This is a genomic window from Kitasatospora sp. NPDC057936 (assembly GCF_042887525.1).
In the GTDB taxonomy this organism is placed as follows: Bacteria; Actinomycetota; Actinomycetes; order Streptomycetales; family Streptomycetaceae; genus Kitasatospora.
Window position 1 is genome coordinate 19,593 of the sequence record NZ_JBHVPD010000089.1, and the last position, 26,090, is coordinate 45,682.

Sequence of the window (26,090 nt, forward strand, 5' to 3'; positions counted from 1 at the left end):
GTGCCTCCGGATCAGAAGGCGCGGGCGGGCCAGGTCCGCAGTCGGTCATACCGGCATCGTCGCCCGCTCCGGGCCGTCCGGCCCAGGGCGGGCGATCTTCGGCTATGGGCGGTGCGGGTTTCGCATTTTCGTCAGCAGCGCGAGCAGGGTGTCCTGCTCCTGCGCGTCGAGACCGGCGAACAGCCCGGAGGCGTGCAGCCGCGTCCTGAGCGCCTCCCACAGTTCGTGCCCTTGTTCGGTGAGGACCAGGGTGCGCTTGCGGCCGTCGGCGGGGTGAGGCTGACGGGCGACGAGTCCCATGCTCTGGAGCTTGTCGGCGGCCAGACTCACCGTGGACGGGTCGCAGTGCAGGCGGGCCGCCACCTCGCGCATCGTCGGCGGCTCGGTTCCCGGGGCGAGCGCCCACAGCGTGCCAGTGACGGAGGTCGGGACCCCGAACTCGCCGAGCACCTGGGCCACAACCCCGTCCGCGGCGTTCGCCACCTCGACGAGAACGCGGACGATCTCGGCCTTCCGCTCGACGTCCGCGCGCTGAGCCACCGGTACCTCCTCGTCACTACCCACAGTCATGCGGCCATGATACGCTCCCAATATCAATGAGAAACTCAATGATATTGGAGAAGTAGATGGCTGACGACCTGTTCAACGGGACGGTGCTCGTCACGGGCGGAACCGGCTACCTGGCCGGCTGGGTGATCGCGGGCCTGCTCCAGCGCGGCTACCGGGTGCGCACCACCGTGCGCAGCCTCGACAAGGCGCAGCAGGTGCGCCACGCGGTGAGTGAGCAGACCGGCGGGCAGGCCGCCGGGACCATCGAGTTCGCGGCTGCCGACCTCCTCGGCGACGACGGGTGGGACGAGGCGGTCGCGGGTGTCGACTACGTGCTGCACACGGCCTCGCCGATGCCGTTCGGTCCGGGCGTGGACCTGATCACGACCGCCCGTGAGGGCACCCGCCGCGTGTTGGGCGCCGCCGCGCGTGCCGGGGTCAGGCGTGCCGTGTTCACCTCGTCCGGCGTCACGGCCGACACCGGCGCCCCGGACACGCCCGCGACCGAGACGGCATGGACCGCGCCGTCCGGCACCCCGCTTCGCGCGTACCCCGATTCCAAGATCCTCGCCGAGCGCGACGCGTGGGAGCTCGCCGACGCGACCGGGCTCGAACTGACCGCCGTCCTCCCGACGTTCATGCAGGGCCCGATGCTGGGCACAGCGAACAGGCCGGGAACGGTCGAGGTCATCCGCCGCCTGCTCGCCCGGGAGATCCCCGCCGTGCCGAACATTGGCTGGAACGTCGTCGACGTGCGCGACATCGCCGAACTCCACATCCTCGCCATGACCAGCCCGGCCGCCGCAGGCCAGCGCTACCTCGGCTCGGGCACCTTCCTTTGGTACCGGGAGATCTCCCGCATTCTGCGCGAGAAGCTCCCGGACGAAGCCGCGAAGGTGCCCACGCGCGCCATGCCCGACCTCGTCGTCAAGCTGCTCGCGCTGCGCAACCCGCAGCTGGCGATGGTGCGTTCCGAGCTCGGCCGCACCAGGCTCGTCGACAGCGGCAAGGCCCGCACGCAGCTCGGCTGGCATCCCCGCCCCGCCGAACAGACGATCATCGACACCGCCATCGCGCTCATCGCCGAATCACGACAGGGGTAGCAGCATGAAGCTCCCGCCGATGCAACGCACTTCCGTTCCCGTCTACTCACTGGCCGAGCGGGACAGGCGCTGGAGCCTGGCTCGCAGTTTCATGGCAGGAGAGGGTCTCGACGGTCTGGTCGTGTTCGGCGAAGGCGACGCAGGACCCGCACCCTTCGCCTTCGACAGCTGGTTCACCAATGACCGGCCGGGCGTCCTTCTCGTCTTCCCCCGCGACCGGACACCCACGGCGCTCGTGCCGATCCCGACGTTTCTCTTCGACCACCGAGAAGCAGTGCACAGAGGCGGCGAACTGTGGCTCGACGCGCACGACCTGCGGCTCGGCCGGCAGTCCCACCAGCTCGTCCGGGCATTGAAGGACCTGGGGCTCGGCAACGGCTCCATCGGGGTCATGGGCCTCGACCCGTATCTTCCCGCGCATCCCGAAGGGCGCATCCCGTACCCGTTCTGGGACACCGTGCTGAAGCAGCTGCCCGGCGCCGACTTCCGTAACGTCGGGCACGCGTTCGCCCGCCTCATGATGCCGCTGAGCGACGAGGAGATCGCCGTGGTGCGTCATGCCGCCCGCATCGGCGACGCGATGGCGGAGGCCATGGTGGCCACGGCCGCACCGGGCGTCTCCGAAGCTGACGTGTACGCCGCCGCCATGGCCACCGCGTACCGGCACGGCGCACTCGCGCCCGACATGCACTTCTGCTCTGGCCCTGCACCGTCGGCATCCGGACAGCCCGCGTGGGGCTACCGGCCGCAGCCACCGCGCATCCTGCGGGAAGGCGACCTGATCGCCACGGAGATCTTCAGCAACTTCGGCGGCCGTCAGACGCAGCACCAGGCCGCAATCGCCATCGGCGAGGTACACCGGACGATCGAGCGCGCCGCCCGGATCGCGAGCGAGTGCTACGCCGCCGGTCTGGCGGTGCTCCGCGCGGGCGCGACGTTCGGGGAGGTCTCCGAGGCCATGCTGGCGCCCGCCGAGGCAGTCGGCGCCTGGTTCCGGGGCCCTCAGATCCACGGACTGAACCCCTACGGCGCCTTCAGCCGCATCCCCGGGGGACTCATCCAGGCCGAAGGCGGCGACCGGTACCCGATAGCGCCCCCACGGCCTGCGATGTTGGCCGACCTGACCCTCGAACCCGGAATGTCCTTCGCCTTCGAGTCGAGCTGCGGAATCGGCGACCACATGGTCACCCTCGGCGGAACGGTCCTCGTCGGCGAGGACGGGCCGGTCGAGCTCAACCCACTGACCGCAAAACTACTGCGGGTCGCATAGCGTCGGCTCGATCCGGAGCCGCAGCATCGAGACGCAACCCGCCGGAGGCGGCGACGCGCTCGGGCGACCCCGCAGCCCGCACAGCGGCCTTCGCGAGACGCGATGCCGCCCCATGCACAGCGTCAACTTCAACGAAGGGATGACCATGAGTGCCTCGGTAATCCAATTCTTTTACGAAGCGATGAAGTCGCAGGACCCGGCCGCGCTGGCCGCGTCACTCGCCGACGACGTCGTCATCACCGAGCCCTCGGCACTGCCGTACGGCGGGACGACCACGAGCCGCGACGAGTTCTTCCAGAAGGTTCCGGGCTGGCTGAACCAGTTCTCAACGTGGCAGTTCGTCGAGGGAGAGATCTTCGGGGACGGCGAGCGGCTCGCCGGCCTCTGGAGCGCGGTCTTCACCGCACACGCCAGCGGTGAGACCATCCGCTATCAGCAATTCGAGCGGTACGAGGTGAGGGGCCACGCGATCAGCAAGGTGGACGTCTACCAGTCCGACACGCAGGGGCTGATCGACTTCTTCAAGAAGAACGGCCCGGCCTGGTAACGAAGGATGTCGAGACCACAGTCATAGCGTCAGAGGGGTGGGGGCCTGCGGTCGCGCCGTGGCTGGGGCCCTCAACGACCGACCCTCGCCCGGGTCGATGACGCCGCGCTGACCGCGGTGTGGCGCACCGCGTCAGCGCGGCAGGGTCACGACGGCGCACGCGCCGCCGCCGTCGGCCTCGGTGAGCACGATCGTCGCTCCGTGCGCCGTGGCGATCTCCCTGGCGATGGCCAGCCCAAGTCCGGTGGACCCGCTGTTGCGCCCTCGGCTGGCGTCGAGGCGGACGAATCGGTCGAAGACGCGCTCGCGATCCTCGGCCGGGATTCCCGGTCCGTCGTCGCTGATCTCGACCCGGACGCTGTCCGGTTCGACCCTCGCGGTAACGGACACCCGCGTTCGGGCGTAGCGGGCGGCGTTGTCGATGAGGTTGCGGAACAGTCGTGACAGGTCCTGCGGATTGCCGGTCGCCGTGGTTTGCGCCGGGACGGCGATCTCGAACTTCCGGTTGGGTACCACGGTCGTCGCCCGGATTTCGGTGAGCAACGCGCCCAGGTCGACGATTTGCTGACGTGCGGCCAGTTGTCCGGCGTCGGCCTTGGCCAGGGCGAGCAGCTGGGAGATCAGGGCTTCGAGCCGTTCGGTCTGGCGTGCGGCGCGTGAGGCGATGTCCGGCCACGGTGCGCGGTCGGGGTGCGCAAGGCCGACCTCAAGGCCGGTGCGGATGGCCGTCAGGGGGCTGCGGAGCTCGTGGCTGGCGTCGGCGGCGAAGCGGCGCTGGCGGGCGGCGGAGTCGTCGAGGCGGGTGAGCATGTCGTTCATGGTGCGGGCCAGGTTGCCGATCTCGTCGTCGGTGCCGGGCTCCGGGACGCGCTGGGAGAGGTCGGCGGCGGTGATGGCGGTGGCGGTGCGCCGGATCTGCTCCACCGGCCGGAGCGCGCGGCCGACCACCCACCAGACGGTGCCGCACGCCAGCAGGAGCGTGGTCGGCACGCCGATGACGAGGAGTCGGGCGAAGGTCTCGTTGACCTGGTCGCGTTGGTTGGTGGTGGTCACGGTGATGACGGACACCGGTCGGCCGCCGACCGCGCTGTACTCGCCGATGACGGAGACCTCGCTGGGCAGGACGCCGTCGGCGGCCTTCTGCCGGACCGGGGTGGCGGAGTCGGCCGGGAGCGCGAAGAGCGCGGGCCTGCCGACGAGATTCTGCGTCGCGGCGATGACGGTCCCGTCCGGCGCGAGAACCTGGGCCTGGGCCTGGGTGTCGAGGAGCGACGGGGGCAGCGGCTGTGGGAGCACCGAGCCGGTCGCCGACTGCTCGATCTGGACGGCGTAGGTGCGCAGTTGCCCGGCGACGGTGCGCTTGGCCTGGTCGACCTGGAGCAGGTACATCACCAGGAGACCGATCATGACGGCCGCGGTGAGTGCGAGCCCCGCGAGGACCGTGACCCGGGTCCGCAGGCTGCGGGGGCTCGCCCGGTGCAGCAGGCCTCGCCAGATGTGCGCAAGCCCGATCATCGCTCCTCGCTCCTGATCACGTATCCCTTGCCGCGCACGGTCGAGATGACGGCCGGCCCCTGCGGTCTCTCGATCTTGCGGCGCAGTCGGTGCACGACGACCTCGACGACCGCCGGGTCGCCGTCGAAGTGGGCGTCCCAGCAGTGCTCCAGCAGTTCGGTCTTGGAGATGACGGCGCCCTTGTGCCGGAGCAGGTACTCCAGCACGGCGGCCTCCCGGCCGGTCACGTCCAAGGGCGCGCCGTCGCGGGTGACGGTGCGTCCGGCGGGGTCCAGTGCCAGGCCGGCGGCGGTGAGCACCGTCGGCCTGGCGCTGAGGGTGCGTCGGGTCAGGGAGCGCAAGTGCGCGAGGAGGACGGGGTAGGAGAACGGTTTGGACAGGTAGTCGTCCGCCCCGGAGTCCAGCCCCTCGGCGTGGTCGAGGTCGTCGTCCATGGCGGTGAGCATCAGGATCGGTGTCCAGCGCTCGCGCTGGCGCAGGCGCTTGGCCACCTGGTACCCGTCCAGGCCGGGCAGCATCACGTCCAGCACGATGACGTCGTAGGCGCTCGTAGTCGCCATCCACAGCCCGTCCGTGCCGTTGCCCGTCGCGTCGACCACGTAGCCCTCGGCCTCCAGGCCCCAGACCAGGGCCTGGGCAACGTCCGGCTCGTCCTCTACCACCAGCACCCGCATGGTCTAAGCATCCCCGACCCGAGCCGAAACGGGCTCCGGCTGCTCGACGCGAACGGGGGCCAATGGCGCCGCCGGGATGCGCACCAGTCGCGCGGCCCGAGCCGGCAGCCACCAGTTCCAGTCCCCGAACAGCGAGACCAGCGCGGGCAGCAGCAGCATCCGGACCACGATCGCGTCCAGCACCACCCCGAACGCCAGGCCCATGGCGATCTCGCGCACGGTGACGTCGTTGGCAGTGGCCAGCGAGGCGAGCGCGAAGAACAGGATCAGCGCGGCGGAGGTCACCAGGCGGCCGGTGCGCGACACGCCCTCGATGACGGCCTCCCTCGTGGACCTGGTGCGCTCGTACCCTTCCCGGACCCTGGCCAGGATGAACACCTCGTAGTCCATCGACACGCCGAACAGGAACCCGAAGATCAGCACCGGGGCGAGGGTGTCGATCGCGCCGTAGCTGGACGCGCCCCACAGCGCCTGCATTCCGACGCCGTGCTGGAAGACGATGACCAGCAGGCCGTAGGAGGCTGCCACCGACAGCATGTTGAGCAGCACGGCCTTCGCGGGCAGCAGGATCGACCGCATCCCGCGGGCCAGCAGCAGGAAGGTGACCACCGCGACCACCGCGAACAGCAGCGGGAACGAGCCGTAGGTGGCGTTGGTCTCGTCGATCTTCTGCGCGCCCTCGCCGCCGGCCTGCACACCGTGCGGGACGCTGTGGCGGATCCGGTCCAGCGAGGTGCCGCCGTTCGCGCTGCCGACCTCGTACTGCGGGATCGCGATGACCACCGTGCCGCCCCCGGCATGCCAGGTCGCGCCGGCCGGGGCGACGGCGCCGCGCAGGCCGGAGACGGTCTCCAGGGTGTTCACGACGGTCCCCGCGTCGGCGGCGTTCGGGACGTACAGCGGCACCGCCGTCAGCGTCCCGGACGGGAATCCGTCGGCTTCCAGCGTGTGCAGGCCGTCGGTGTACGCGCCGGCGGTGGCCAGCGCGTGGCTGCTCGGCGTACTGATGTTGATCGTCGCGGCGGTGCCGGTCAGCGCGGCCAGGATGCCCAGGCCCGCGACGGCCGAGGCCACGCGGTGCCGGATCACCAACTTCGACCAGCCGGTCCAGAACCGGCTGGCGGCCTGCCGCCGCGACGCCCGCCTCGGCCAGTCCACGCGCGGGCCGATCTTCGACAGCACCGCGGGCAGCAGCGTCAGCGCGACCAGGGTCGCGGTGGAGGGGATGAACAGGCCGGACACGCCGATCCCGCGGACCATCGAGTTGGGGACCACGATGAGCGCGAACAGGCCGAGCGAGGCCACCAGGCCGCTGAACCAGACACTGTGCCCGGCCCGCTTCACGGCCGCCCGCACCGCTTCGTCGTTGCTCCGGCCGGCCGCCCGCTCCTCGCGCCAGCGGGTGACCACCAGCAACGAGTAGTCGATCGACAGGCCCAGGCCCAGCAGCGCCACGATGTACTGAACGGACGGGTGGATCGGCGAGGAGGACGGCATCAGGTACGTCAGGCCATAGACGAGCAACTGCATCGTCAGCACCGAGATCAGGGCCATCAGGAGCGGCAGGAGCGCCAGCAGCGACCCGAACACCCAGGCCAGCACCACCAGGGCGCCGAGCGCGCCGATGATCAGCTCGCCGGTGACGCTGGAGTTCCCGCTGCCGCTGGTGTTGCCGGCCTCCAGGGCCCGCAGGCTGGTGCCGTGCACGGTCAGACCCGGCGCCGCCGCCTTCGCGGCCTGCGTCAGGGCGTCGACCTGCTCGGTGGCCATGTCGTCACCCGGCTTCGGCGGATAGGCGAGCACGATCGTGCTCGCACCACCGGTCCCGACCAGCGTCCGACTGCCGGTCGAGGCGTAGGAGACCACCCGCAGCTCCGGCACGGCCTTGGCGATGCCCGCGTCCACCGCCTTCAGCTCCGCCTGCACCTGCGGCGAGGTCACGGTCCGACCTCCCGGGGCGTCCAGGATCACGACACCCGGGTCCTGGGTGGCGCCGCCGTACTTCTGGGCGATCTGCACGTTGGCGGTGTAGCCGGGGCCGCTGACATGCGTGCCCGGCTGGAGCCGGCTCGACAGCGACGGCGCCAGCAGCACCCCGACGATGGTGACCACCAGCCAGCTCAGGCCCACCAGCAGCCGATGGCGGATCACCCACCCGCTCAGCTTCTCCATGATTCCCTCCTTGTGACCGGCAGCGACTGCGGACGCTGCCTGGCTCACTCCGGACGGTAGGGAGGGCTTCCTTACGGGACGCTTTCGGCCTCGGGAGCCATCAGGACAGCGTGACCGGGCGGCACATGCCCCCTGCACGCTGGTGGGAGCCTGTGACCGCTGGTCCGTGCTTCCCGGGAGCGCCCGACTGCCTACTTGTGCGAGTTCACTGGCACTATCCGATGGGGCGTCAGAAGCTGACCATTGGCAGGATGCGTACCCCACCGAGAGGACACGCCGGAGGCACTGCAATCCACCCAGGAGGTCCGCAGCCGCGTGCTGCGCGCGGCCCGCTACATCCCAGGCGAGCAACTGGGCACCTGCGACGACACCGGGCGGATCGAAGGGGCGGCCGCCACTCGGTGTCCAACCGGCGACTCCATAGTGGATACGGTGTTGCTGTTATGGTGTTGGCCGAGGAGGTGGACGTTTCAGTGGCAGCAGTTGGTCCTACGCGAGCAACCCCGGTATCAGGTCGGGGCCCGGGGCGTCCGCCCGTGCCGCTGGAGCGGATCGTCTCCACCGCGTTGCAGATCGTGGACGAGGAAGGGGCCGACGCTCTCTCGATGCGGACGCTGGCCCAGCGCCTGGGCTCGGGCACGGCGACGCTGTACCGGCATTTCGACAACCGGACAGCGCTGGTCGCCCATGTCGTGGACCGCGTGTTCGGCGCCGTGGAGCTGAAGGGCGACGAACTCCTCGCGATGGGCTGGCAGCAAGCGCTGCGGACGGTCGCGCACACCATGTTCGGGGCCCTGGCCCGGCACCGGAACGCGGCGCGCCTGCTGGTCGAGGAGATACCCCTGGGGCCGAACGCCATGGCGCTGCGGGAGCACTGTGTCGCGGCACTGCTCGACAGCGGCTTCCCGCCGCGACTGGCTGCGAACGCTTTTGCCACCCTCGCCCGCTACGTCCTCGGATTCGCCATACAGGTCAACGGTCATGGCGGCGGCGGGCAACTCGCGGACGCACAACTGTCCGCCGTCTTCCAGAACGTCGATCCAGCCTTGTTCCCGGCAACGAGCACCGTCGCCGGGTCGATGCCCGTTCCGATCGAGGACGAGTTCTCCTTCGGGCTCGAACTCCTTCTCAGCGGGCTTGCCCACCTGCGCGACGGCGCCTGACCAGCCAGGACGACGCGAACCCGAGCCGCCCGCCTACGGGGTCGTCTCGGCCGGCGCCCAGGCGTCCGGGGGCAACCGGTCGCCGGATGGTCAGGCCTACAGCTGTCGTGATCCGCGTGGCCGGCGCGGTTCGTCAGCGGAAGGCGAAGTGCTCGGCGTGGAGTTGCTCGCGGGGGACGCCCTGGCGGTGGAGGGCGCGGGTGAGGTTTTCGATCATTGAGGCGGGGCCGCAGAGGAAGACGTGCGTGTCGGGGGTGATCGGTCCGGCCTCGGCCTGGATTCTTTCGGCGGTCAGACGGCCGTGGCTGCGGCTGAACGTCGGGTGGAGCCGGAACTCGGGGCGGTGTGCTGCCGCTGCGGTGAGTTCCGGGAGGAACGGTGCGTCTTCGGCGCTGGGGACGCAGTAGAAGAGGTCGGTGCGGGCCGGCGCCGCACCGGGGTGGGTGAGCCAGCCGAGGAAGGGCGCGATACCGATGCCGCCCGCGATCCAGATCTGCCGGGGTCCGCCGAGGGTGTGGTCGAACATGCCGTAGGGGCCCTTGAGGGTTGCGGGGTGTCCTTCGCTCACGTCCGTGTAGAGGCCGCGTGTGCCGCGGCCCAGGGCACGGATGGTGAGGCGTACCGAGCCGTCGGCCTGCGTTCCTGCGACGCTGAAGGGATGTTCGTGCCAGCCGCCGACCCGGAGGTAGACGAACTGGCCTCCGGTCACGGGAAGCGCCGTCCTGCCGGTGGGCGTGAGGGTGAGGTCGAGGATGTCGGGTGTCGGCCGCTCGACCCGGTGGATGGTGTAGTCCGCCCGGGGTTCCCTGCGCCGTAGCACCAGTTCGTCGTAGGCGTAGGCGGTCATGCCGATGGTGGCCATGGTGACGTAGATCGCCAGGAGGGGCGTGGATCTGTTGATGACGAGATCGAGGAACCAGCCGTGCAGCAGCGCGGACAGGAGCAGCAGGCCGGTGAGGCGGTGCAGGAACAGCCAGCGCTCGTAGGGCAGTCGGAGGATGCGGCCGACCTGGCCGAGTGAGATGAGGACGAGCAGCAGCAGGCCGATGGCGGAGACGGCACCGAGGAGATGGCCCATTCCTACCGACGCGGTCTGGTGGGCGTAGCCGTACCAACTCCCGTCGAAGCCGGAGAGGAAGTGGAGGAGCAGGTGGGGGGCGAGCAGGAGGATGGACCATACGGCGTACCGCTTGTGCTGGCGGTACATGCGGTCCAGGCCGCCGAACCACTGCTCCAACCACTTCAGGCGGGTGGCCAGCACCAGGGTGCAGGACATCAGGTAGGCGGACAGGACGCCGGTGAACTCGCCGATGAAATAGACGGCGCTGAGGCCCTCGGGCCTGAGCCAGTCCCAGGCCAGGTAGAGCATGACCGCTCCGGTCGTGACCGACAGGGGTCCGACGTGGCGCTTTTTCAGGCGCGCGTCCAAGGGGGCGCGCGCGATCCGGACGGCGTAGATCGCTATCGCGATCAGGATGGGCATCGTCTACCCCTCGGGGGTCGGCACTGTGGACGAAAGGGCCCTGGTGACAGGCGGACCGTGCGGTCGCGGCTTGAGCGCCATCAGGCCCAGGTGGCTGCGGTTCCTGCCACTCTAATAATGGCTACAGTGTAGCCGTTTATCTGCGTTCCGGGCGACTCCCGGCGCTGCCCATCCGTGGAGGCGTGGACACGATCGGCAGCGCCTCAGGCGAACAAGGCCACGAGGTATGAGGCGACAAGCACCGCGCACACGGCGGCGGGCACGAGTTTGGCAACCGGGTCGCCCTTGCGCAGGTGCACGACCACGGCTCCGGCGAGCAGCAGGAGAAGCCCGGCGCCCGCGAGGCCGCCGAGCAGCGGCACGGCGAGGCCCAGCGCCACGCCGGCGACTCCTGCCAGTTGCAGCACGCCGATGCGGCGGTAGGCGGCGACGGAGAAGCCGGTCTCGGCGGCCAGCTGGCGTGCCTTCGGCAGTGCGAGTGTGTTGAGCACTCCGCTTGCTCCGAAGATCAGGGCGATGAGGCAGGCGAGGGTGACTGTGAGGATCATGAGGTGATTCCAGGGTGTCGGCGTCGGGGTGGCGTCACGGTGTGGCTCAGGCAGGGCGGTAGGTGTGGCTCGGCTGGGAGATGGTGCGGCTCCTTGCTTGCGGCGTCATCGCCCGCACGGCGGCCTGCGCGGTGGTGTGGAAGTCCCGGGTGGCGATGTGCGCGAGGTAGCCGTCGGGGCGGATCAGCAGGAGCGTGTCGCCGGTCAGGCCGTAGGCACTGCACAGCGTGTTCCTGGGGTCGGTGAAGGCGCGGCCGTCGCCCGCGGCCGGTCCGACGGTCAGCCGCTTGAGCTGGGCGCCCGTCGTCGGCCATTCGAGGAGTTCGAGGTCCCGGGCTGCGCCGGGGCCGTAGGCGATGGCGGTGAAGTGCGGTCCCTGGAGGAGGTCGAACAGACGGGCCTCGGTGCCGTCGGCGCCGAGCAGTTGGGCGTCCGGGGCGCGGTCGCCCACGCGCAGCGTGGCGGTGTCGGTGCCGTTGGCGGGGGCGAGCGGGCCGCCGTAGTAGGTCAGGGCGAGCTGCTGCTCGTCCTTGCCGCGCTTCATGCTGGAGGGGTCGAGCTTGGCGATGCCGCCCCATTTCTCCGTAGACAGTCCCAGGACCCCGACGGCGATCGGCTGCCGCTCGGCCTCGTAGGTGTCCAGCAGGGCCGGGTCGGCGCCGGCGAGGACCTGGCCGAGCTTCCAGCCGAGGTTGTAGCCGTCCTGCATACCGGTGTTCAAGCCCTGGGCACCGGCGGGGGTGTGGACGTGCGCGGCGTCGCCGACGAGGAAGACGCGTCCGCGGCCGTAGTGCTCCGCAAGACGGATGTTGGGCCGGAACACGGACTTCCAGTGGATCTCGTGCAGCTGGATGTGCCGGTTGCGGGTGTGGGAGTGGATCCGGTCGATGATGGCGCCGATCTCCTGGGGCGGCGTCTCGTCTGGCGTGAGCCGGATCATCCACTGGAACATGTCGCTACCGGGGAGCGGGCAGGCGCCGATGAGCTTGCCGCCGAGGCCGGGCCACATGTGCCACCGGTTGCGGGCCAGGCCGCTGACGGAGGCATCCACGATCAGCACGCGGTCGGACTCGTCCGTCGTCCCGGCGAAACCGATGTCGAGCTGCTTGCGCACCGCGCTGGAGCCGCCGTCGGCCCCCACGGCATAGCGGGCGACGATCGTCTCGACCCCCTCCGCGCCCACCACCTTGGCGAGCACCGTGTCCTCGTCCTGCGTCAGCTCGGTCAGTGCCTTGTTGAACTCGACCTCGCGGCCGAGCTCACCGAGCCGGGCGTGCAGGGCGCGGTCCGTGCGGAACTGCGGGATCAGCCAGGTGTTCGGGTACGGGACGTCCGGAGTTGCCTCTCGGTGGGGGAACATCTTCCACGGCACACTGAGGGGTCCGGCATGGAGCCCGAGCTTGGGATAGAGGTCGCCGCCGGCCAGCACGTCGTCGAGAGCGCCGAGGTCTTCGAGGACTTCGAGGCTGCGGGGCTGGATGCCCTTGGCGCGCGAGCCGTCGAAGGTGTGGGGGGACCTGTCGACGATCCGGACGTCGAGTCCGCGGCGTACGAGGTCGATCGCCAGGGCGGAGCCCGAGGGGCCGGCACCGATGATCAGTACGTCGATGGGCTGCGGGTTGTTCATGGGTCGAGCCTTTCAGCGCGTGCGGACACGAACGGGACGAGCTGATCGGCAACGTCGCGAGGCCGTTCGAACGGGGCCATATGCCCGCACTTGGTGATGAGGTGATGGTGACGGGGCTTCAGCAGGGCGCGCGCCGTGTCGAAGTGCCCCGGCGGCGTGACGGTGTCCTCGTCGCCCCACAGCAGCAGCGTCGGAATGCCCAGCGCCCCCGTCCGCCGGAAGAGGTCGTCACGGCCGGCGAGAGGCAGGTGCTGCAGGGTGTCGAAGACCGCGTACAGCGAGCCCTCGAAGCGCAGGGTGCCGAGGACCATCTCGGTCAGTTCCGCGCCGAGCTCGGAGTCCCGGACGTTGTGCCCGAGGTGCCCCTGGAGCAGCCGGAGGCCGCGACGGCGGGCGACCACTCCGGCCAGCAGATCGCTGCGCAGCAGCCGGTCGGGGGAGGCCAACAGCGGTTTGGCGAGACCGGCGGGTCCGACGATGGTGAGCGTGGACACCGACGGGCGGTACCGGGCGGCGTACGTCATGGCGACGAGCGCGCCCATGGAGGTGCCGACCAGGTGCAGGGGCCGCGCCGTCAGGCCGAGCCGGTCCGTCAGCTCGGCGAGCTGCCGCGTGAACAGCGTCTCGTCGTATCGCGCTCGCACCCGGTCGGAGTAGCCGCGGCCGTAGGCGCTGCAGGTCAGCGTGCGCAGCCCGCGGGCGTGCAACTCGCTGACGAGGCCGTCCCAGTAGGACAGCGGGATGGTCAGGCCGCCCGCCATCAGGACCACCTCCCCGTCCTGGGGCCCCGTCAGCTCGTAGTGGGTGACGCCGTCGGACAGCTCGACGAAACTGCCGCGCAGCGCCTTGCGCGAGTCGGCGGTGAGCTTGCGGTCCTCGCCCGGGGCGACGAAGTACTTCATGGCACGGGTCTCCTTGCCCTCAGTTCGCGGGGGTGTCGGCGCGGGAGCCGAGGAACTTCGCGATCGCGTACGCGACCCACTGCGGTTCCTCCTCCGGCAGCAGATGTCCGCCGTGGGGGTGGACCAGCTCCTGGGTGCCGGGGATGTCGCGGGTGAAGTGCTGTCCGTCGATGCCCGCGCTGCGCAGCACCAGCGTGGGCACCGTGATGCGGGGGATCTGCGCGCTGCGGTCCGGCTGGTCGGTGTTGCAGAAGTCGACGAAGGCCGAGCGGTTACCGGGGCGGCTCATGAGCTGGTAGGCGCGGTCCACCATGGCGTCGTCCACGATCTGCGCATGCGGCCCGACGGCCTCGCGCAGGCTGCGTTCGACTGCCCCGCGCGGCATCACCCGCCTCAGCAGCGGCCGCACCAGCGGGTTACGGGTCAGGCGCATCCCCGCGGGCACCGTCTTCTCCGGGTAGCCGGTGGCGTTGACCAGCACCAGGCCGGTCAGCCGCTCCGGACGGTCCAGCGCGACGTTCCAGGCGATGTTGCCGCCCAGGGAATTGCCGGCCAACGCGTAGCGCGGCACGCCCAGCGCCTCCGCGAAGCCCGCCACCGTCGCGGCGTACGCCGGGATGCGGTAGTCGCGGTCCTTGCGCGGGCCCGTCAGTCCAAACGCCGGCAGGTCGGGACGGATGACGTCGAACGAATCCGACAGGAGATCCGTCGCGCGGTCGAAGTGCTGCAGGGACGAGGCACTGCCGTGCAGCAGCACGAGTACCGGGCCGTGCCCGGCGCGCTTGTAGTGGATCCGCAGGCCGTCCACCTCGACGAACCGGGAATCGGGCTGGGGCTCAGACCAGATACTCATAATGGATACACTGTTACCGATAAGGTGGTCGTGTCAAGCGGAAGCCCTCGTCGCGGGCGCGGCGCCCGCCTCGGCCGACCGGCGAGGCGCCACCGCTTGAACCCGAGAACCGCGGCCACCCGAACGAAAGGTGCGCAGTACATGACACTCCGACGCGTTCTCAGCGGCCTGGGCGCCGCAGCAACCCTCGGCGTTGCCGCGGCGATCAGCACACGTCGCCGCGCTCTGGTGGCAGTCCCCCGCGAGCTGCGGCACCCCGTGCTCCTCCTCCCGCTGAACTTCGGCAACCCGGTCACTCTGGCCATCGCCCGCCGCCTCGTTCCCTTGGCGGGAGCCGCCTCCAGGCCCGGCGTCCGCATCGAGCGGCGCACACTGCCGGCCACGACCGCCGACCCCTCCGTCGAGGTGCTCACCTACCAGGCATCAGGCCAAGCGCCACGCGCAGCACTGCTCTGGATCCACGGCGGAGGAACCGTCATGGGTGCCGCTCGGCAGGAGAACACCTGGTGCAGCCGCGTTGCCGACGAACTCGGCGTCTTGGTCGTCAGCGTCGACTACCGCCTCGCACCCGAAGATCCGTACCCCGCAGCTCTGGACGACTGCTTCGGTGTACTCCGCTGGCTTCACGCCAGTGCCGCCACCCTCGGCATCGATCCCGCCCAGATCGCCGTCGGCGGCGAAAGCGCTGGAGGCGGACTCGCCGCCGTCGTCGTCCAGCGAGCCCACGATTCAGGAGTGCCGGTCCGGTTCCAACTCCTCCTCTACCCCATGCTCGACGACCGCACGGCCCTACGCGTCGACCCTCCCAACAGCGCGATCTACACGTGGACCCCGGACTCCAACCGCTTCGCCTGGACCTCCTACCTCGGCCGCCCGCCACAGGACCGCGACGATCGCCCCTACATCGCGGCGGCAAGACGTAGAAGCCTCGATGGGCTGCCGCCCGCGTGGATCGGCGTGGGCGACCTCGACCTGTTCCACGACGAAGACGTCGACTACGCCCGACGCTTGGGCGAGGCCGGCGTCGCCTGCGAGCTGCGGGTCGAACCAGGCATGTACCACGGTGCTGACGCCTTGCTCGACGGCAAAGCACCTTCGATGACCGCATTCCGCACTGCCGCCCTCGACGCTCTGCGAACTGCCCTGGCAAAACCCTGACCGCCCTGGCCTGTCCTGCCTGCGGCCCTACTCCTCGACGGCGACAGCGGCGATGCCCTGGCCGTGGTAGATCTCGTCGTAGTAGTGGATCACCAGGGGGCGGGTGAGCATGGCCTCGAAGGTGGCGGTGAAGCCGTTCGCGGTGCGCCAGGCGAGGTAGTCGGTGTAGTTGTGTGCCTCGGTCCACCTGGTCAGGCCGGCGACATGGTCGGCGTCGCCTTGGTCGCGCAGGATGCGGATGTGTTCGCAGCCCTCGTGCTAGAGGCTCTCACCCAGGATGTCCAGCAGTAGTTCTGCGACGTCGTCGCCCCGGCCGGGCTGGGAGAAGAGCTCGGCGATGACCACTGTGCTCATGGGGTGCTTCCTGAGGGGTGTTGGTGCTGTCCGGTCACCGGGCAGCGGTGGGAGTTCGGGAGACTCGCGCCAGCCGGCCGCCGGAGCGGACAGGTCTTCAGTAGGGAGCCGGCGCGTTGTGCACGATGATCAGTGAGCTGATCCTGCCGTCGGTGACGGTGAAGTAGTTGGTCAGTACCAGCTCGTCGGGGAGGTTCGTCTTGTCGTACTCGTCGTCGTAGCGCGCCCGCACGATCGTCAGGGTGCGGTGGGGCACGACCTGCGTCACGTCCATGGTGACCTTGGCGTCCACCAGTTCGCGGCTCGCCCAGGCGCGGATCGACGCGGTGCCGACGAATTCGCGCAGCGCGTCGTTGACCAGGGCGTCGTTGGTGAAGGTCGCCATGATGGCGTCCACGTCGAAGGCGTTGACCGCCGCGATGTGGGCGGTGACGACGTCGGGCAGTGCATCGGCTGGGCCGGTGGTGTTCATGGTGGCTCCTTCGTCGGCCTGTGACCGTTGGGGTCCGTACTGAACACGTTGGGTGCTCCCCGTCCGGGAGGGTCAACCGGTGGTCCGGTGCTGGACCCTCCGGTAAGGGGAGGGTTCATACTGGCGCCATGCACACCGGTCTGACCGTAGGCGAGTTCTCCCGCGTGTCCCATCTGAGCGTCAAGACGCTGCGGCACTACCACGACGTCGAGCTGCTCACGCCGGCCGACGTCGACCCGGGAACCGGCTACCGGTACTACTCCCTGGACCAGGTGCCGACGGCGCAGGTGATCGTTCGCCTGCGCAACCTGGAGATGCCCGTGGCGGACGTCAAGGCCGTGCTCGCCACGGAAGACGTTGGCACCCGCAACGAGCTGATCAGCGCGCATCTCGCGCGGCTGGAGGACCGGCTCGCGAAGGCGCAGAGCGCCGTCGAATCGCTGCGCGAGCTGCTGGCCCGGCCCGCGCGCGGGTCAGCCATCGAGTACCGCACGGTCCACGGGCAGCCGGCCATCGGCATCCGCGAAGTCGTCGACCGGCAGGACGTGGTGAGCTGGTGGCAGGGCGCCCTCGGCGAACTGCACGGCTTCGCCACGGCCCGAGGACTGCGCCGGACGGCCCCGATGGGCGGCCTGTTCGCCAGTGAGCTGCTCCAGGACGAGCGCGGCGAGGCGCTCGTGTTCCTTCCGGTCGACGGTGACGCGCGCCCGGTCGGCCGGATCGACGCAGTGGTCGTGCCCGGCGCGGAACTCGCGGTCGCGGTCCACCACGGGCCCCTGGAGACCATCGACCTCACCTACGGCGACCTGGGCACCTACGCCGCACGGCACGAGATCGGCGTCGACGGCCCGCTGCGCGAGTTCTACCTGCGCAGCCCCCTCGACGCGACCAACGAGCACGACTGGGTCACCGAGGTCGGCTGGCCCATCTTCCGCTCGAACGGATAGCGGAGGTTCGCCCGCGCCGGTGCGGTTACGGCGTGCCTTGATCCGGGCTCAGCCCACCGGTGCTCTCATGCAGGTGTCATTCACTTCCCGAGGGAGTCGCCTTGTCCTCTCACGATCCGATCTCACCGCAGGAGGCCGCCGACCGGCTGGCCATCCGGGAACTCATCGACGCCTACGCCCACTGCGCCGACCGCCGGGACGCCAAGGGGCAGATGGCACTGTTCACCGAGGACACCCGCTTCCTGGTCTTCATGGACGCCACCGCCGCCGAGCCGACCCAGGAACTGCACGGCCGCGAAGCCCTTGCCCCGGTCTTCGACAACCTGAACACCTACAAGGCCACCACCCACTTCAACGGCCAGAGCACCGTGATCCTGGACGGCGACCGGGCGAGCGGCGAGAGCTACTGCCTGGCCCACCACATCTCCTACGGCGCGGATGCCGAGCGCACGATCATGATCGCGTCCATCCGTTACCTGGACCATTTCGCCAAGCGCGAAGGCGAGTGGCTCTTCGCCGAACGACGTCTGATGGTCGACTGGACCGAGACCCGCCCCAGCACTCCATGAACCACTCAGCCAGGCACACCCGCTCTCGTACCGCTGGTTCAGGATGCGCCCGGTCCCCCGCCCACCAGGGGCCGGGCCCGGACTGTCTTCAGCCCGCGCTCGGTGGGCGGGACACGGGTGCCCGCCGGTGCCGGACAGTGAGATATCCAGCTGCGAGCAGCGCCAGCACGGCTGCGCATTCGGCGACGATGCTGATGAGCGCCTGCGGGGCGGGTTGCAGGCCGTGTTCGACGAATCCGAAGACGCCTGTGGTGCGTGAGGCGGCGAAGCCGGCCAGCGCACCGACGGCCGTGCCCACGGCAGCGAGGTGGATGAGCGCGGGCGGCGGGAGGAGTGCCCCCGCCACCAGCAGCACCCCGAGGCCGAACGAGGCCGCGGCCTGGAGCAGAAACAGCACGCCGACCACGTGCAGGTAGCGGTAGCCGTCGAGGTAGAGCTGAGCGTGGACAACGCCGCTGGCGGCGAGCGTGGCCCCGGCGGCCGGGGTCAGCAGTCTCGCGGCCACGGGCGGGCGCGCTCCTGCCCGTACCGGCGCGGTGGTGTCGTTCATGCGAGCTCCTGGTCGGTGATCGCCAGCGCGGTGGTGCCCTGCCGGTACTGGACGGTGCGGATGCCGAGGGCGGTGTGTAGTTGCCGGGCCGGGAGCACCTGCGGGGTCGGAGCGGGGGCCTGTCCTGGCTTGGGCAGTGGGTAGGCGGTCGTGGTGGCCGAGTGGAAGGTGACGTTGCCCTCGACGCGGCTGAACAGCTGGTGGACGTGCCCGTTGAGGGCCGTGACGGAGGAGAACCGCTTGAGCAGGTTGAGAACCTGCAGCGCGTCGTCCGTCGACCACCCCCATTGCGGGTACATGGCGAACAGCGGGATGTGGCTGAACACGACGATCGGGGTGTCGGAGGACAGGCCGGCGACGTCGCGGCGCACGAAGTCGATCTGATCGGCGCCGAGGTGTCCCAGCTTCTCCAGGCTGAGGGTGTTGACGAGCGCGATGAAGTGCACGCCGTGCGTGTCGAAGCTGTACCAACCGTCACCCTGCGTGCCCTGGGCGAAGGCCTGCCGGTAGGCACGGCCCTGGTCGCCCACCGAGTCGTGCTCGCCGGGGACCGTGAACACCCGCTCGGTGCGCAGGCCGCTCATCATCTGCTTGACCTGGTCGAACTGCGCCGGGGTGGACAGGTGGGTCAGGTCCCCGGTGTGCATGACGAAGTCCGGCCGGAACCCCAGCGCGTTGACCTGGTCGATCGCGCGGGTGAAGGAGCCGGTGACGTCGGTGTTGGCGGGCCCGGTGAAGCCGATGTGGCTGTCGGAGACCTGCACGAAGCGCAGCGTCTTGGCGTCGCCGGTCGCTGCGGCGGCGATGCTGTCGCGCGAGTCGGCGATGTGGCTGACGACCTCGCCCGCGGTGACGCTCAGCACCACGGCGGCGCCGAACCAGCCGGCGTGCCGGGCGAGCTGGCGGCGGGTCATGGGGGCGGTCACGGGATCGGTCATCGGGTCACCGTCACGGTGGCCGTCATGAACGGGTGGATGGTGCACAGGTAGCTGTAGGTGCCCGGGGTGGTGAACGTGTACGAGTAGCTCTGCCCGGTGGTCAGCGCCTTGGAGTTCAGCGGTCCGGTGTTGTTCTGGCCGGTGACGGTGTGCGGCTCGCTGTCCTGGTTGGTCCAGGTCACCGTGGTGCCGGCCTTCACCGTGACGGCGGCGGGGGCGAAGGCGAAGTTCTTGATGGCCACGCTGTCGGAGCCCACCGGAGTACCCGCGGGTGTCTGCGCGTCGGTGCCGGGGGTCGTGGGCATCGGCATCGTCATGGTCGGCATGGGACCGGCGCCGGTTGCGGTGGCGCCGGGCATCCCGGCCAGGCTCGACTGGCCGGAGCCGGGGGTGAGGGCGGTGGCGGTGGCCGACGCGGTGCTGCGCGTGGGGCTGGAGCATCCGGCCAGGGTCAGCCCGGCTGCCGCGAGCAGCGCGGCAGCGGCGCATGCCCGGCGCCTGGTGAGGGAGATGTTCATCGGTTCGGCTCTCTGATCGGCCCTGGACGGGCGCGGACGCAGACCTCGATCTGGCTTCGACGGGTGCCGGGGCCGGGCGCTTGCGCCACGGCCCGCTGCCGTCGCAAAGGGGATACGGGCGGGGGTTACACCGGCACCGCGCACGGCACGGCTGTAACCCCTGCCCGTATCTGTTGGCGAGGAGAATCGACGGAGGTCAATCGATGCCGAGAGAACAGGTCCGGTGCACGCCGCGCTCTACCATGAGCCGTGGCCGGTCGCCGGAGATTCGCAGCGCTCAGACGGGTCGGCCCCGGCATGATCTGGCGGGCTGACACCGCGGTGCCGGCGTCCCGCCCCTCGGTACTGCCGTGGGCGACGTACCCCGACTGGGACGCGATCTACGCCGACAACGTGGGGCGTATCTACCGGTTGATGTTCGCGAAGGTCGGCAACCGTCCGGACGCCGAAGACCTGACCTCGCAGGTGTTCACGGCCGCGCTCGGGCCGTTGCGGCCCGGCGCCGAGATCGGTCAGGTACGCGCCTACCTGACGGCGACCGCGCGCACCGTGCTCGCCGAGCACTGGCGTCGCACCCTGGGCCACCAGGTCACCGAGATCGACCCCGCCGACCTCGACCTCGCCGATCAAGCACTCGGTGCCGGGGAGGGCGACACCGCCGAAGCCGACGCGCACGCGCAGCGCATCCTGGAAGCGCTGCCGGAGCGGTACCGGCAGATTCTCGTCCTGAGATTCCTGCGGGGGTACACCGTCCGGCAGGCCGCGACGGAACTCGGGGTCACGGTGGCGAACGCGAAGGTCCTCCAGCACCGCGCCCTGCGTGCGGCCGCCCGGGTGGAGAACAACGCCGACAAGGAAGGGGAAGCGTCATGAGACGGCAGGCAGTGGAGCGCTACGTGGAACGGCTGTTCGCCCGGCGCCGCCCCAAGCCGTTCGCGGCCACCGAGGAGGAGCTGGCCGTGGTACGCACCGCCATCGACCTCGCGGCCGCCGGACCGGACGCCCAGGGCCCCAGCCCTGCCTTCGTGGACCGGCTGCGCCGGCAGCTGCGCGAACAGGAGCAGACGCGGGCCGCCACGCCCGCACCGCAGCCGGCGTGGCGCACCCCGCCGCGCCGTCGGCTGCTGGCTGCGGGAGCGCTCACCGCCACCGGCGCGCTGGCCGGCGTGGCCGCGGACCAGCTCCTGCAGCGACGCGAGGAGGGCGCGCAGGCGCAGCAGCCCGGCCCGTCGGCAGAGCTCGTCCCGGTCACCGGCAGCTGGCAGCCGGTCGTCCAGGCCGCCGAGCTGCCCGAGGGAGCCGTCGTCGCCTTCGACCTGGGCGCTGTGACCGGATTCGTCCGCCGTACCGACGGGCGTATCCGGGCCGTCTCGGGCAACTGCACCCATCAGGGGTGCCGGCTCGACCTGGACAGCGCCCGCGACAGGCTCGCCTGCCCGTGCCACGGAGCGACCTTCAGCCTCGCCGGCGTGAACCTGACGCGTCCGCACCAGTCCGGCGAGCCGCTGCCCGCGCTGCCGCGGCTCCCGGTGCGCGAACTCGACGGCGCCATCCAGATCTACGCCCCGGCTGCCGACCACTCCCCGAAGGCGACAACCGAGTAACGTCGCCCCACCGGGACAGCTCCGGGAGGAAGCCAACCGACGTGCCCGAGTTCTGAGCCTGTCCTACCCCACCAAGCATGGGCCCGGGGCGGGCATTCGTAAGATCGTCGGGCCAGGGATTCCGGGCATGGCCGTGAGCTTGTCCTACTAGAGGCAGGAGCGCGAGACCAGGTCGCCGACCTGGTCTCCGAGCGCCTGCCCCGCGTTCTCGTCGAACAGGAAGTGCTGGCCGGCGAAGATCCGGCTCTCCGCCGCCTCGTCCGCGGCGGCGGAGAAGCTGTGGAACTCGCGTACGACTCCGGGGACGCCGGCGTTCGAGAGCGAGATGTCGACCACGTCGTTGCCGAAGAAGTTGCGCAACGCCGATGCGGCGGACTGGCTGATCTCCGCGTGGGCGCCGGGGTAGCTCGGGTCGGGCGCGGTGTTGAAGAGCGGCAGCCAGGCCGGGTCGCCGGCCGTGGCGTCGTTGCCGTCGGTGCCGGCGGCGCGGACGGCGGTGACCGGACGCCAGAAGTGGTACGCGTACTTGGCGTCGTAGAGCGCGATCACGCCGTCGGCGAGGCTGACGTCGAGCTGGGCGAACAGGCGCGCGTTCTGCCCGAGGCTGGTGTGGGCCTGAGCCGCGGCCTGCTGCGCGATCTGGTTCCACACGATCCAGACCGGGCCGGCACTCCAGAACTTGGCGATGTCGGTCTGGTTCTGACTGCGCGTCGTGCTGTTCAGCTGACCGAGCGACTTGACCTGGTTGAAGTCATCGGCGTAGTTCGGGCTCGTGACGGCCGGCGGGGCCGGCGGGCGGAACTGGTCACCGCTGTCGAGCACGAACGGCCGCACCTTGCCCCAGCCGGTGAACACCGGCGTCGGGTTGTTCGGCGGGGTGATCTGGTACTCACCCGGGCCGGGCTGCGGCTGGTACGGCGGGACGACGGTCGCCGAGCCGTCGTCTGCCCGCTCGTCGAGGACCTCCTTCGCGGCTTCCTCGCCGACCTGGATGCCCTGGCGGACCGGCGTCCCGGAGCCGAGCTGGGCCAGCGACTCCTGGAACTTCGCATCGAGCGCCGGCTTCTGGGTCGGCAGGAGCGCCACGAGCGCGGCGTGTGCCGCCGCCGCGGCGGCGGCTTGTGCGGAGGTGTCTGACTGGGGGGACGAGTGCCCTCCCTCGACGGTCTTCACCGCGTGGTAGACCGCGAGCTGGGTGATCGCCATGGTCCGGGTGGGCTGAATCGTCGCCGGCTGTGCTCCAGGAGCGACGAGCACGGTGCTCAGCTCCTGGTTCCACACGAGAACCTGGTCCGGAACGCTGGACGCGGGCGCCGCGTCCAGCGCGCCGGCGGCGTGCCCCACAGAGGCGGTGGCGCCGACGATGGCCAGGTTCACGGCGAGGGCTGCGATCAGCCAGGTTGTGCGCCTCATGGGTGAGTTCCAATCTGGTACGCGATACAGGACTTTGGCCGCCATCGTGGACTTTTACACACTTAGTGCGACTTGATGTCTCATAGCCAGACAAGCCCCTTTGACGTCCACCCGCTCGGCTGAACTCGAAGAAGGGGGTCCCACCAACACGCCGAGGCTCGACCTGCAACGCCCATCGACGGTTCGACGTGGCCGACTCGGCCGCGCCTCGCCGCTGCCCGCACGTCAAGTCTTGGCAATGATTTCCATTTTGCCCACCTTGTGCCTGGTGGTGAAAATCGTTTCCATCTAGGGTGGCGGTGTCCAACGGAGCCGGACCCTGCCCAGCGGTGGCCGGCTGTCTTCGAGGAGTGATCCGTCATGCCCGCCGTCCTGTCCATCACGCTCCGCCGCTCGCTCAGATTCGTTCTGGGAGCCACGGCGGTTACCGCCCTGGCTGCGACCAGCGCCTGCTCGACCGCGTCGTCGCCGAAGAGCGGGGCTGCGGCTTCCGCCACCGGCGGGGGCAGCTCGAAGGTGATCCAGGTGACCGCGGCGGAGAACTTCTGGGGCAGCATCGCCACGCAACTGGGCGGCGAGCACGTGAAGGTGACCAGCATCATCACCAACCCCGACACCGACCCGCACTCCTACGAGCCGACCGCTGCCGACGGGCGCACGGTCGCGGGTGCGGACTACGTGATCAGCAACGGGATCGGGTACGACGCCTGGTCCGACAAGCTGCTCGCGGCGAACCCGGCTTCGGGCCGGACCGCGCTGAAGGTCGGGGACCTGCTGGGCAAGAAGGAGGGCGACAACCCGCACCAGTGGTACTCGCACGACAGCGTGTACATGGTGATCGACCAGATCACCGCCGACTACAAGAAGATAGACCCGGCCGACGCGGCCTACTTCGACACGCAGAAGAGCACCTTCGAGACCCAGACGCTGGCCAAGTACAACCAGCTGGAAGCCGACATCAAGGCGAAGTACGCGGACACACCGATCGGCGCCTCGGAGTCGATCGTCACCCCGCTCGCCGAGAGCGTGGGCCTGAAGATGCTGACCCCGGAGACCTTCCTGGACGCGGAGAGCGAGGGCACCGACCCGACCGCCGCCGACAAGGCGGCCATCGACCAGCAGATCAGCGGCAAGCAGATCAAGATCTACGTCTACAACACCCAGAACTCCAACCCGGACGTGGTGGCCCAGGTCAACGCGGCCAAGGCGCAGGGCATCCCGGTCGCCCAGGTCACCGAGACCCTCGCCCCCGCGAACGCCACGTTCCAGGACTGGCAGACCCAGGAGCTGCAGGGCATCGCGGACGCACTGAAGGCGGCGACGGGCAAGTGAGCATCCACCCGACCGAGAAGGTCCGAACGGAGATGGGGCGCACCACACCGGGTGCGGACCCGGTGCTGTCGCTGCGCGGCGCGGCCGTCCGGGTGGGCGGACGGACCCTGTGGTCGGGTGTCGATCTGACCGTGGGGGCCGGGGAGTTCACCGCCGTGCTCGGCCCCAACGGGGTAGGGAAGTCCACTCTGGTGAAGGTGCTGCTCGGGGTGCTGCCCGCAGCGGCAGGTGAGGTGCGCGTGCTGGGAGGCGAGCCCGGCTCGCACAGTGGCGCCGTGGGGTACCTGCCGCAGCGCCGCAGCTTCGACGCGAGCGTGCGCATCCGCGGGGTGGACGTGGTGCGCCTGGGCCTGGACGGGGATCTGTGGGGGGGGTCCCCGTTCCGGGCCTGGGCCGGGCCAAGCGACGGGCCGCGCGCGAACGCGTCGCGGAGGTCATCGAGTTGGTGGGTGCCACGAAGTACGCGCACCGGCCGATCGGGCAGTGCTCGGGCGGTGAGCAGCAGCGGTTGCTGATCGCCCAGGCGCTGGTCCGCCGCCCCCGGGTGCTGCTGCTGGACGAGCCGCTGGACAGTCTTGACCTGACCAACCAGGCTGCTATCGCCTGCTTGCTGGGCAAGATCTGCCATCTGGAGAAGGTGGCGGTGGTGATGGTCGCGCACGATGTGAACCCGATACTGCACCACCTGGACCGGGTGGTCTACATCGCCGAGGGCGGCGCCGTCTCCGGCGCGCCCGCAGACGTGATCACCTCTGAGGCGCTGACCCGCCTGTACCGCACACCCGTCGAGGTGCTGAGCACGAGTGACGGCCGCCTGGTGGTGGTCGGCCAGCCGGAGGCCCCGGCCCTGCACACCGACCGGCACGCCACGGGAGGCCGTAATGCTGGCATCTGACGCTACATCGCCCGCGTTCTCGTGGAACCTGATGGCGGACTTCCAAGACATGTGGTCCTACCTGTACATGGTGAACGCCTTCCGGGCCGGCCTGATCGTGGCCGTGGTCTGCGCGGTAGTGGGCTGGTTCATGGTGCTGCGCCGGCAGACCTTCGCCGGACACACGCTCTCCGTGGCGGCCTTCCCCGGCGCGGCGCTGGCCGTGCTGGCCGGCTTCTCCACCACGCTCGGCTACTTCGGCTTCTGCATCGCCGCCGCGCTGGTGATCGCCGCGCTGAACCGCAAGGGCAGGGAGGCCGGCGGCGAGGAGTCGGCCGTCACCGGCACCGTCCAAGCGTTCGCGCTGGCCTGCGGGTTCCTGTTCATCAGCCTCTACAAGGGCCTGCTGGAGGGGCCGACCGCGCTTCTGTTCGGCGACTTCCTGGGCATCACCACCGGCCAGGTCGTGACCCTGGCCATGGTCGGTGCGGTGGTGCTCGCGGTGCTGGCAGTGATCGGCAGGCCGCTGCTGTTCGCCACCCTGGACGAGGCCGTGGCGGCGGCCCGCGGGGTGCCGGTGCGCCTCCTCGGCTTCGGCTTCCTGGCGCTGGTCGGCGCCACCGCGGGCGAGGCCACCCAGGCGGTCGGCTCACTGCTGCTGCTCGGCCTGCTCGCCGCCCCGGCCGGCGCCGCGATCCGGCTCACCGACCGCCCGTTCCGCGCTCTCGCGCTCTCCGCCGCCTTGGCGGTGGGCGAGATGTGGGGCGGGCTCCTGCTCAGCGCCGCCGCCCCCAAGCTCCCGCCGAGCTTCGCCATCATGGCCACCGCGAGCGCGGTCTACGCGGCCACCTTCCTCATCCGCCCGGCCCGCGCCGCCCGGCCGGTGCCGGCCTGACCGGCAGCGCGACCACCGGGGGTTGACCGTGACCGAGACGAAGAGCAAGACGCTGACCAC

The 26,090-nt window shown here is 70.3% G+C and carries 27 protein-coding genes; 13 read left to right on the plus strand and 14 right to left on the minus strand.

From position 1 onward, the window contains the following. Positions 1–102: 102 nt before the first annotated feature. A complete protein-coding gene (locus ACFVU9_RS34720) occupies positions 103–570 on the minus strand; it encodes a MarR family winged helix-turn-helix transcriptional regulator (protein ID WP_387600380.1) in 468 nt (155 codons plus the stop codon). 56 nt (positions 571–626) lie between these two features. Here ACFVU9_RS34720 and ACFVU9_RS34725 point away from each other — a divergent pair, with 56 nt between their 5' ends. The 3 genes from ACFVU9_RS34725 (at position 627) to ACFVU9_RS34735 (ending at position 3,469) form a co-directional block, all read left to right on the plus strand. After that, positions 627–1,652: an NAD-dependent epimerase/dehydratase family protein gene (locus ACFVU9_RS34725; protein WP_387600384.1), complete on the plus strand. Its 1,026-nt coding sequence runs from the start codon at positions 627–629 to the stop codon at positions 1,650–1,652. Between the two features lie 4 nt (positions 1,653–1,656). Next, on the plus strand, positions 1,657–2,922 hold the full coding sequence (locus tag ACFVU9_RS34730) for a M24 family metallopeptidase (protein ID WP_387600387.1): 1,266 nt from the start codon (positions 1,657–1,659) through the stop codon (positions 2,920–2,922). A gap of 181 nt (positions 2,923–3,103) precedes the next feature. Then, complete coding sequence (locus tag ACFVU9_RS34735; RefSeq protein ID WP_387600390.1) at positions 3,104–3,469, plus strand: nuclear transport factor 2 family protein; 366 nt, start codon at positions 3,104–3,106, stop codon at positions 3,467–3,469. Positions 3,470–3,601: 132 nt separating this feature from the next. On the opposite strand, the gene ACFVU9_RS34740 is transcribed toward ACFVU9_RS34735, so the two are convergent. Genes ACFVU9_RS34740 through ACFVU9_RS34750 form a run of 3 tightly spaced genes read right to left on the minus strand, consistent with a single transcriptional unit; the run spans position 3,602 to position 7,830 of the window. Continuing rightward, a complete protein-coding gene (locus ACFVU9_RS34740) occupies positions 3,602–4,984 on the minus strand; it encodes an ATP-binding protein (RefSeq protein WP_387600393.1) in 1,383 nt (460 codons plus the stop codon). Then, entirely contained in the window at positions 4,981–5,658 is a 678-nt protein-coding gene (locus tag ACFVU9_RS34745; protein WP_387600396.1) for a response regulator transcription factor, read from the minus strand. Before ACFVU9_RS34745 ends, ACFVU9_RS34740 begins: the two co-directional genes overlap by 4 nt. A 3-nt stretch (positions 5,659–5,661) precedes the next feature. Then, positions 5,662–7,830: an MMPL family transporter gene (locus ACFVU9_RS34750; RefSeq protein WP_387600400.1), complete on the minus strand. Its 2,169-nt coding sequence runs from the start codon at positions 7,828–7,830 to the stop codon at positions 5,662–5,664. Positions 7,831–8,366: 536 nt separating this feature from the next. Between ACFVU9_RS34750 and ACFVU9_RS34755 the strand changes: the two genes are divergently transcribed. After that, positions 8,367–8,993 (plus strand): TetR/AcrR family transcriptional regulator, encoded by a 627-nt coding sequence (locus tag ACFVU9_RS34755; RefSeq protein ID WP_387600403.1) that lies wholly within the window; start codon positions 8,367–8,369, stop codon positions 8,991–8,993. Positions 8,994–9,126: 133 nt separating this feature from the next. On the opposite strand, the gene ACFVU9_RS34760 is transcribed toward ACFVU9_RS34755, so the two are convergent. From ACFVU9_RS34760 to ACFVU9_RS34780, 5 genes are all read right to left on the minus strand, one after another. Further along, positions 9,127–10,476: a ferric reductase-like transmembrane domain-containing protein gene (locus tag ACFVU9_RS34760; RefSeq protein WP_387600406.1), complete on the minus strand. Its 1,350-nt coding sequence runs from the start codon at positions 10,474–10,476 to the stop codon at positions 9,127–9,129. Positions 10,477–10,679: 203 nt separating this feature from the next. Next, on the minus strand, positions 10,680–11,024 hold the full coding sequence (locus ACFVU9_RS34765; RefSeq protein ID WP_387600409.1) for a DoxX family protein: 345 nt from the start codon (positions 11,022–11,024) through the stop codon (positions 10,680–10,682). 46 nt (positions 11,025–11,070) lie between these two features. Further along, positions 11,071–12,651 (minus strand): FAD-dependent oxidoreductase, encoded by a 1,581-nt coding sequence (locus tag ACFVU9_RS34770; protein ID WP_387600411.1) that lies wholly within the window; start codon positions 12,649–12,651, stop codon positions 11,071–11,073. Further along, entirely contained in the window at positions 12,648–13,553 is a 906-nt protein-coding gene (locus tag ACFVU9_RS34775; RefSeq protein ID WP_387600414.1) for an alpha/beta fold hydrolase, read from the minus strand. The genes ACFVU9_RS34770 and ACFVU9_RS34775 overlap by 4 nt, the downstream gene beginning before the upstream one ends. 19 nt (positions 13,554–13,572) lie before the next feature. Next, complete coding sequence (locus ACFVU9_RS34780) at positions 13,573–14,406, minus strand: alpha/beta fold hydrolase (RefSeq protein WP_387600417.1); 834 nt, start codon at positions 14,404–14,406, stop codon at positions 13,573–13,575. A 141-nt stretch (positions 14,407–14,547) separates the two neighbouring features. Between ACFVU9_RS34780 and ACFVU9_RS34785 the strand changes: the two genes are divergently transcribed. Next, on the plus strand, positions 14,548–15,564 hold the full coding sequence (locus tag ACFVU9_RS34785) for an alpha/beta hydrolase (protein WP_387600420.1): 1,017 nt from the start codon (positions 14,548–14,550) through the stop codon (positions 15,562–15,564). Positions 15,565–16,015: 451 nt separating this feature from the next. Here the strand turns inward: ACFVU9_RS34785 and ACFVU9_RS34790 are convergent, their stop codons facing one another. Then, on the minus strand, positions 16,016–16,390 hold the full coding sequence (locus ACFVU9_RS34790) for a nuclear transport factor 2 family protein (RefSeq protein WP_387600423.1): 375 nt from the start codon (positions 16,388–16,390) through the stop codon (positions 16,016–16,018). Between the two features lie 128 nt (positions 16,391–16,518). Here ACFVU9_RS34790 and ACFVU9_RS34795 point away from each other — a divergent pair, with 128 nt between their 5' ends. Both ACFVU9_RS34795 and ACFVU9_RS34800 read left to right on the plus strand, forming a co-directional pair. Continuing rightward, entirely contained in the window at positions 16,519–17,337 is an 819-nt protein-coding gene (locus ACFVU9_RS34795; RefSeq protein WP_387600425.1) for a MerR family transcriptional regulator, read from the plus strand. A 101-nt stretch (positions 17,338–17,438) separates the two neighbouring features. After that, positions 17,439–17,906, plus strand: coding sequence for a nuclear transport factor 2 family protein (locus ACFVU9_RS34800; protein ID WP_387600428.1), 468 nt, complete (start codon positions 17,439–17,441; stop codon positions 17,904–17,906). A gap of 88 nt (positions 17,907–17,994) precedes the next feature. Here the strand turns inward: ACFVU9_RS34800 and ACFVU9_RS34805 are convergent, their stop codons facing one another. The 3 genes from ACFVU9_RS34805 to ACFVU9_RS34815 are packed head-to-tail and all read right to left on the minus strand — an operon-like array spanning position 17,995 to position 19,912. Continuing rightward, positions 17,995–18,456 carry a hypothetical protein gene (locus ACFVU9_RS34805; protein ID WP_387600431.1) on the minus strand — a complete coding sequence of 154 codons (462 nt, stop codon included), beginning with the start codon at positions 18,454–18,456 and terminating at the stop codon, positions 17,995–17,997. After that, positions 18,453–19,394, minus strand: coding sequence for a metallophosphoesterase family protein (locus ACFVU9_RS34810; RefSeq protein ID WP_387600433.1), 942 nt, complete (start codon positions 19,392–19,394; stop codon positions 18,453–18,455). Before ACFVU9_RS34810 ends, ACFVU9_RS34805 begins: the two co-directional genes overlap by 4 nt. After that, positions 19,391–19,912, minus strand: coding sequence for a cupredoxin family copper-binding protein (locus ACFVU9_RS34815; protein WP_387600436.1), 522 nt, complete (start codon positions 19,910–19,912; stop codon positions 19,391–19,393). Before ACFVU9_RS34815 ends, ACFVU9_RS34810 begins: the two co-directional genes overlap by 4 nt. A gap of 297 nt (positions 19,913–20,209) precedes the next feature. Here ACFVU9_RS34815 and ACFVU9_RS34820 point away from each other — a divergent pair, with 297 nt between their 5' ends. Then, positions 20,210–20,785, plus strand: coding sequence for an RNA polymerase sigma factor (locus ACFVU9_RS34820; RefSeq protein ID WP_387600438.1), 576 nt, complete (start codon positions 20,210–20,212; stop codon positions 20,783–20,785). Continuing rightward, entirely contained in the window at positions 20,782–21,516 is a 735-nt protein-coding gene (locus ACFVU9_RS34825) for a Rieske (2Fe-2S) protein (protein ID WP_387600441.1), read from the plus strand. The genes ACFVU9_RS34820 and ACFVU9_RS34825 overlap by 4 nt, the downstream gene beginning before the upstream one ends. A gap of 147 nt (positions 21,517–21,663) precedes the next feature. Here the strand turns inward: ACFVU9_RS34825 and ACFVU9_RS34830 are convergent, their stop codons facing one another. Then, positions 21,664–22,929 carry a vanadium-dependent haloperoxidase gene (locus ACFVU9_RS34830; protein WP_387600444.1) on the minus strand — a complete coding sequence of 422 codons (1,266 nt, stop codon included), beginning with the start codon at positions 22,927–22,929 and terminating at the stop codon, positions 21,664–21,666. A 360-nt stretch (positions 22,930–23,289) separates the two neighbouring features. Between ACFVU9_RS34830 and ACFVU9_RS34835 the strand changes: the two genes are divergently transcribed. Genes ACFVU9_RS34835 through ACFVU9_RS34850 form a run of 4 tightly spaced genes read left to right on the plus strand, consistent with a single transcriptional unit; the run spans position 23,290 to position 26,030 of the window. Continuing rightward, positions 23,290–24,261, plus strand: a complete 972-nt coding sequence (locus ACFVU9_RS34835; protein ID WP_387600447.1) for a metal ABC transporter solute-binding protein, Zn/Mn family — start codon at positions 23,290–23,292, stop codon at positions 24,259–24,261. A gap of 32 nt (positions 24,262–24,293) precedes the next feature. After that, positions 24,294–24,776 (plus strand): ATP-binding cassette domain-containing protein, encoded by a 483-nt coding sequence (locus tag ACFVU9_RS34840; protein WP_387600455.1) that lies wholly within the window; start codon positions 24,294–24,296, stop codon positions 24,774–24,776. Further along, positions 24,707–25,156, plus strand: a complete 450-nt coding sequence (locus ACFVU9_RS34845) for an ATP-binding cassette domain-containing protein (RefSeq protein WP_387600449.1) — start codon at positions 24,707–24,709, stop codon at positions 25,154–25,156. Before ACFVU9_RS34840 ends, ACFVU9_RS34845 begins: the two co-directional genes overlap by 70 nt. Before the next feature lie 31 nt (positions 25,157–25,187). Beyond that, positions 25,188–26,030 (plus strand): metal ABC transporter permease, encoded by an 843-nt coding sequence (locus ACFVU9_RS34850; protein ID WP_387600452.1) that lies wholly within the window; start codon positions 25,188–25,190, stop codon positions 26,028–26,030. Positions 26,031–26,090 lie beyond the last annotated feature (60 nt).

Coding starts and splice junctions, on each gene's coding strand:
- ACFVU9_RS34760 (WP_387600406.1), bottom strand. CDS start 10,476: ATGCCCATCCTGATCGCGATAGCGATCTACGCCGTCCGGATCGCGCGC.
- ACFVU9_RS34770 (WP_387600411.1), bottom strand. CDS start 12,651: ATGAACAACCCGCAGCCCATCGACGTACTGATCATCGGTGCCGGCCCC.
- ACFVU9_RS34835 (WP_387600447.1), top strand. CDS start 23,290: ATGCCCGCCGTCCTGTCCATCACGCTCCGCCGCTCGCTCAGATTCGTT.
- ACFVU9_RS34840 (WP_387600455.1), top strand. CDS start 24,294: ATGGGGCGCACCACACCGGGTGCGGACCCGGTGCTGTCGCTGCGCGGC.
- ACFVU9_RS34815 (WP_387600436.1), bottom strand. CDS start 19,912: ATGAACATCTCCCTCACCAGGCGCCGGGCATGCGCCGCTGCCGCGCTG.
- ACFVU9_RS34725 (WP_387600384.1), top strand. CDS start 627: ATGGCTGACGACCTGTTCAACGGGACGGTGCTCGTCACGGGCGGAACC.
- ACFVU9_RS34790 (WP_387600423.1), bottom strand. CDS start 16,390: ATGAACACCACCGGCCCAGCCGATGCACTGCCCGACGTCGTCACCGCC.
- ACFVU9_RS34765 (WP_387600409.1), bottom strand. CDS start 11,024: ATGATCCTCACAGTCACCCTCGCCTGCCTCATCGCCCTGATCTTCGGA.
- ACFVU9_RS34785 (WP_387600420.1), top strand. CDS start 14,548: ATGACACTCCGACGCGTTCTCAGCGGCCTGGGCGCCGCAGCAACCCTC.
- ACFVU9_RS34830 (WP_387600444.1), bottom strand. CDS start 22,929: ATGAGGCGCACAACCTGGCTGATCGCAGCCCTCGCCGTGAACCTGGCC.
- ACFVU9_RS34735 (WP_387600390.1), top strand. CDS start 3,104: ATGAAGTCGCAGGACCCGGCCGCGCTGGCCGCGTCACTCGCCGACGAC.
- ACFVU9_RS34750 (WP_387600400.1), bottom strand. CDS start 7,830: ATGGAGAAGCTGAGCGGGTGGGTGATCCGCCATCGGCTGCTGGTGGGC.
- ACFVU9_RS34720 (WP_387600380.1), bottom strand. CDS start 570: ATGACTGTGGGTAGTGACGAGGAGGTACCGGTGGCTCAGCGCGCGGAC.
- ACFVU9_RS34730 (WP_387600387.1), top strand. CDS start 1,657: ATGAAGCTCCCGCCGATGCAACGCACTTCCGTTCCCGTCTACTCACTG.
- ACFVU9_RS34805 (WP_387600431.1), bottom strand. CDS start 18,456: ATGAACGACACCACCGCGCCGGTACGGGCAGGAGCGCGCCCGCCCGTG.
- ACFVU9_RS34775 (WP_387600414.1), bottom strand. CDS start 13,553: ATGAAGTACTTCGTCGCCCCGGGCGAGGACCGCAAGCTCACCGCCGAC.
- ACFVU9_RS34740 (WP_387600393.1), bottom strand. CDS start 4,984: ATGATCGGGCTTGCGCACATCTGGCGAGGCCTGCTGCACCGGGCGAGC.
- ACFVU9_RS34820 (WP_387600438.1), top strand. CDS start 20,210: ATGATCTGGCGGGCTGACACCGCGGTGCCGGCGTCCCGCCCCTCGGTA.
- ACFVU9_RS34850 (WP_387600452.1), top strand. CDS start 25,188: ATGGCGGACTTCCAAGACATGTGGTCCTACCTGTACATGGTGAACGCC.
- ACFVU9_RS34810 (WP_387600433.1), bottom strand. CDS start 19,394: ATGACCGATCCCGTGACCGCCCCCATGACCCGCCGCCAGCTCGCCCGG.
- ACFVU9_RS34745 (WP_387600396.1), bottom strand. CDS start 5,658: ATGCGGGTGCTGGTGGTAGAGGACGAGCCGGACGTTGCCCAGGCCCTG.
- ACFVU9_RS34825 (WP_387600441.1), top strand. CDS start 20,782: ATGAGACGGCAGGCAGTGGAGCGCTACGTGGAACGGCTGTTCGCCCGG.
- ACFVU9_RS34780 (WP_387600417.1), bottom strand. CDS start 14,406: ATGAGTATCTGGTCTGAGCCCCAGCCCGATTCCCGGTTCGTCGAGGTG.
- ACFVU9_RS34795 (WP_387600425.1), top strand. CDS start 16,519: ATGCACACCGGTCTGACCGTAGGCGAGTTCTCCCGCGTGTCCCATCTG.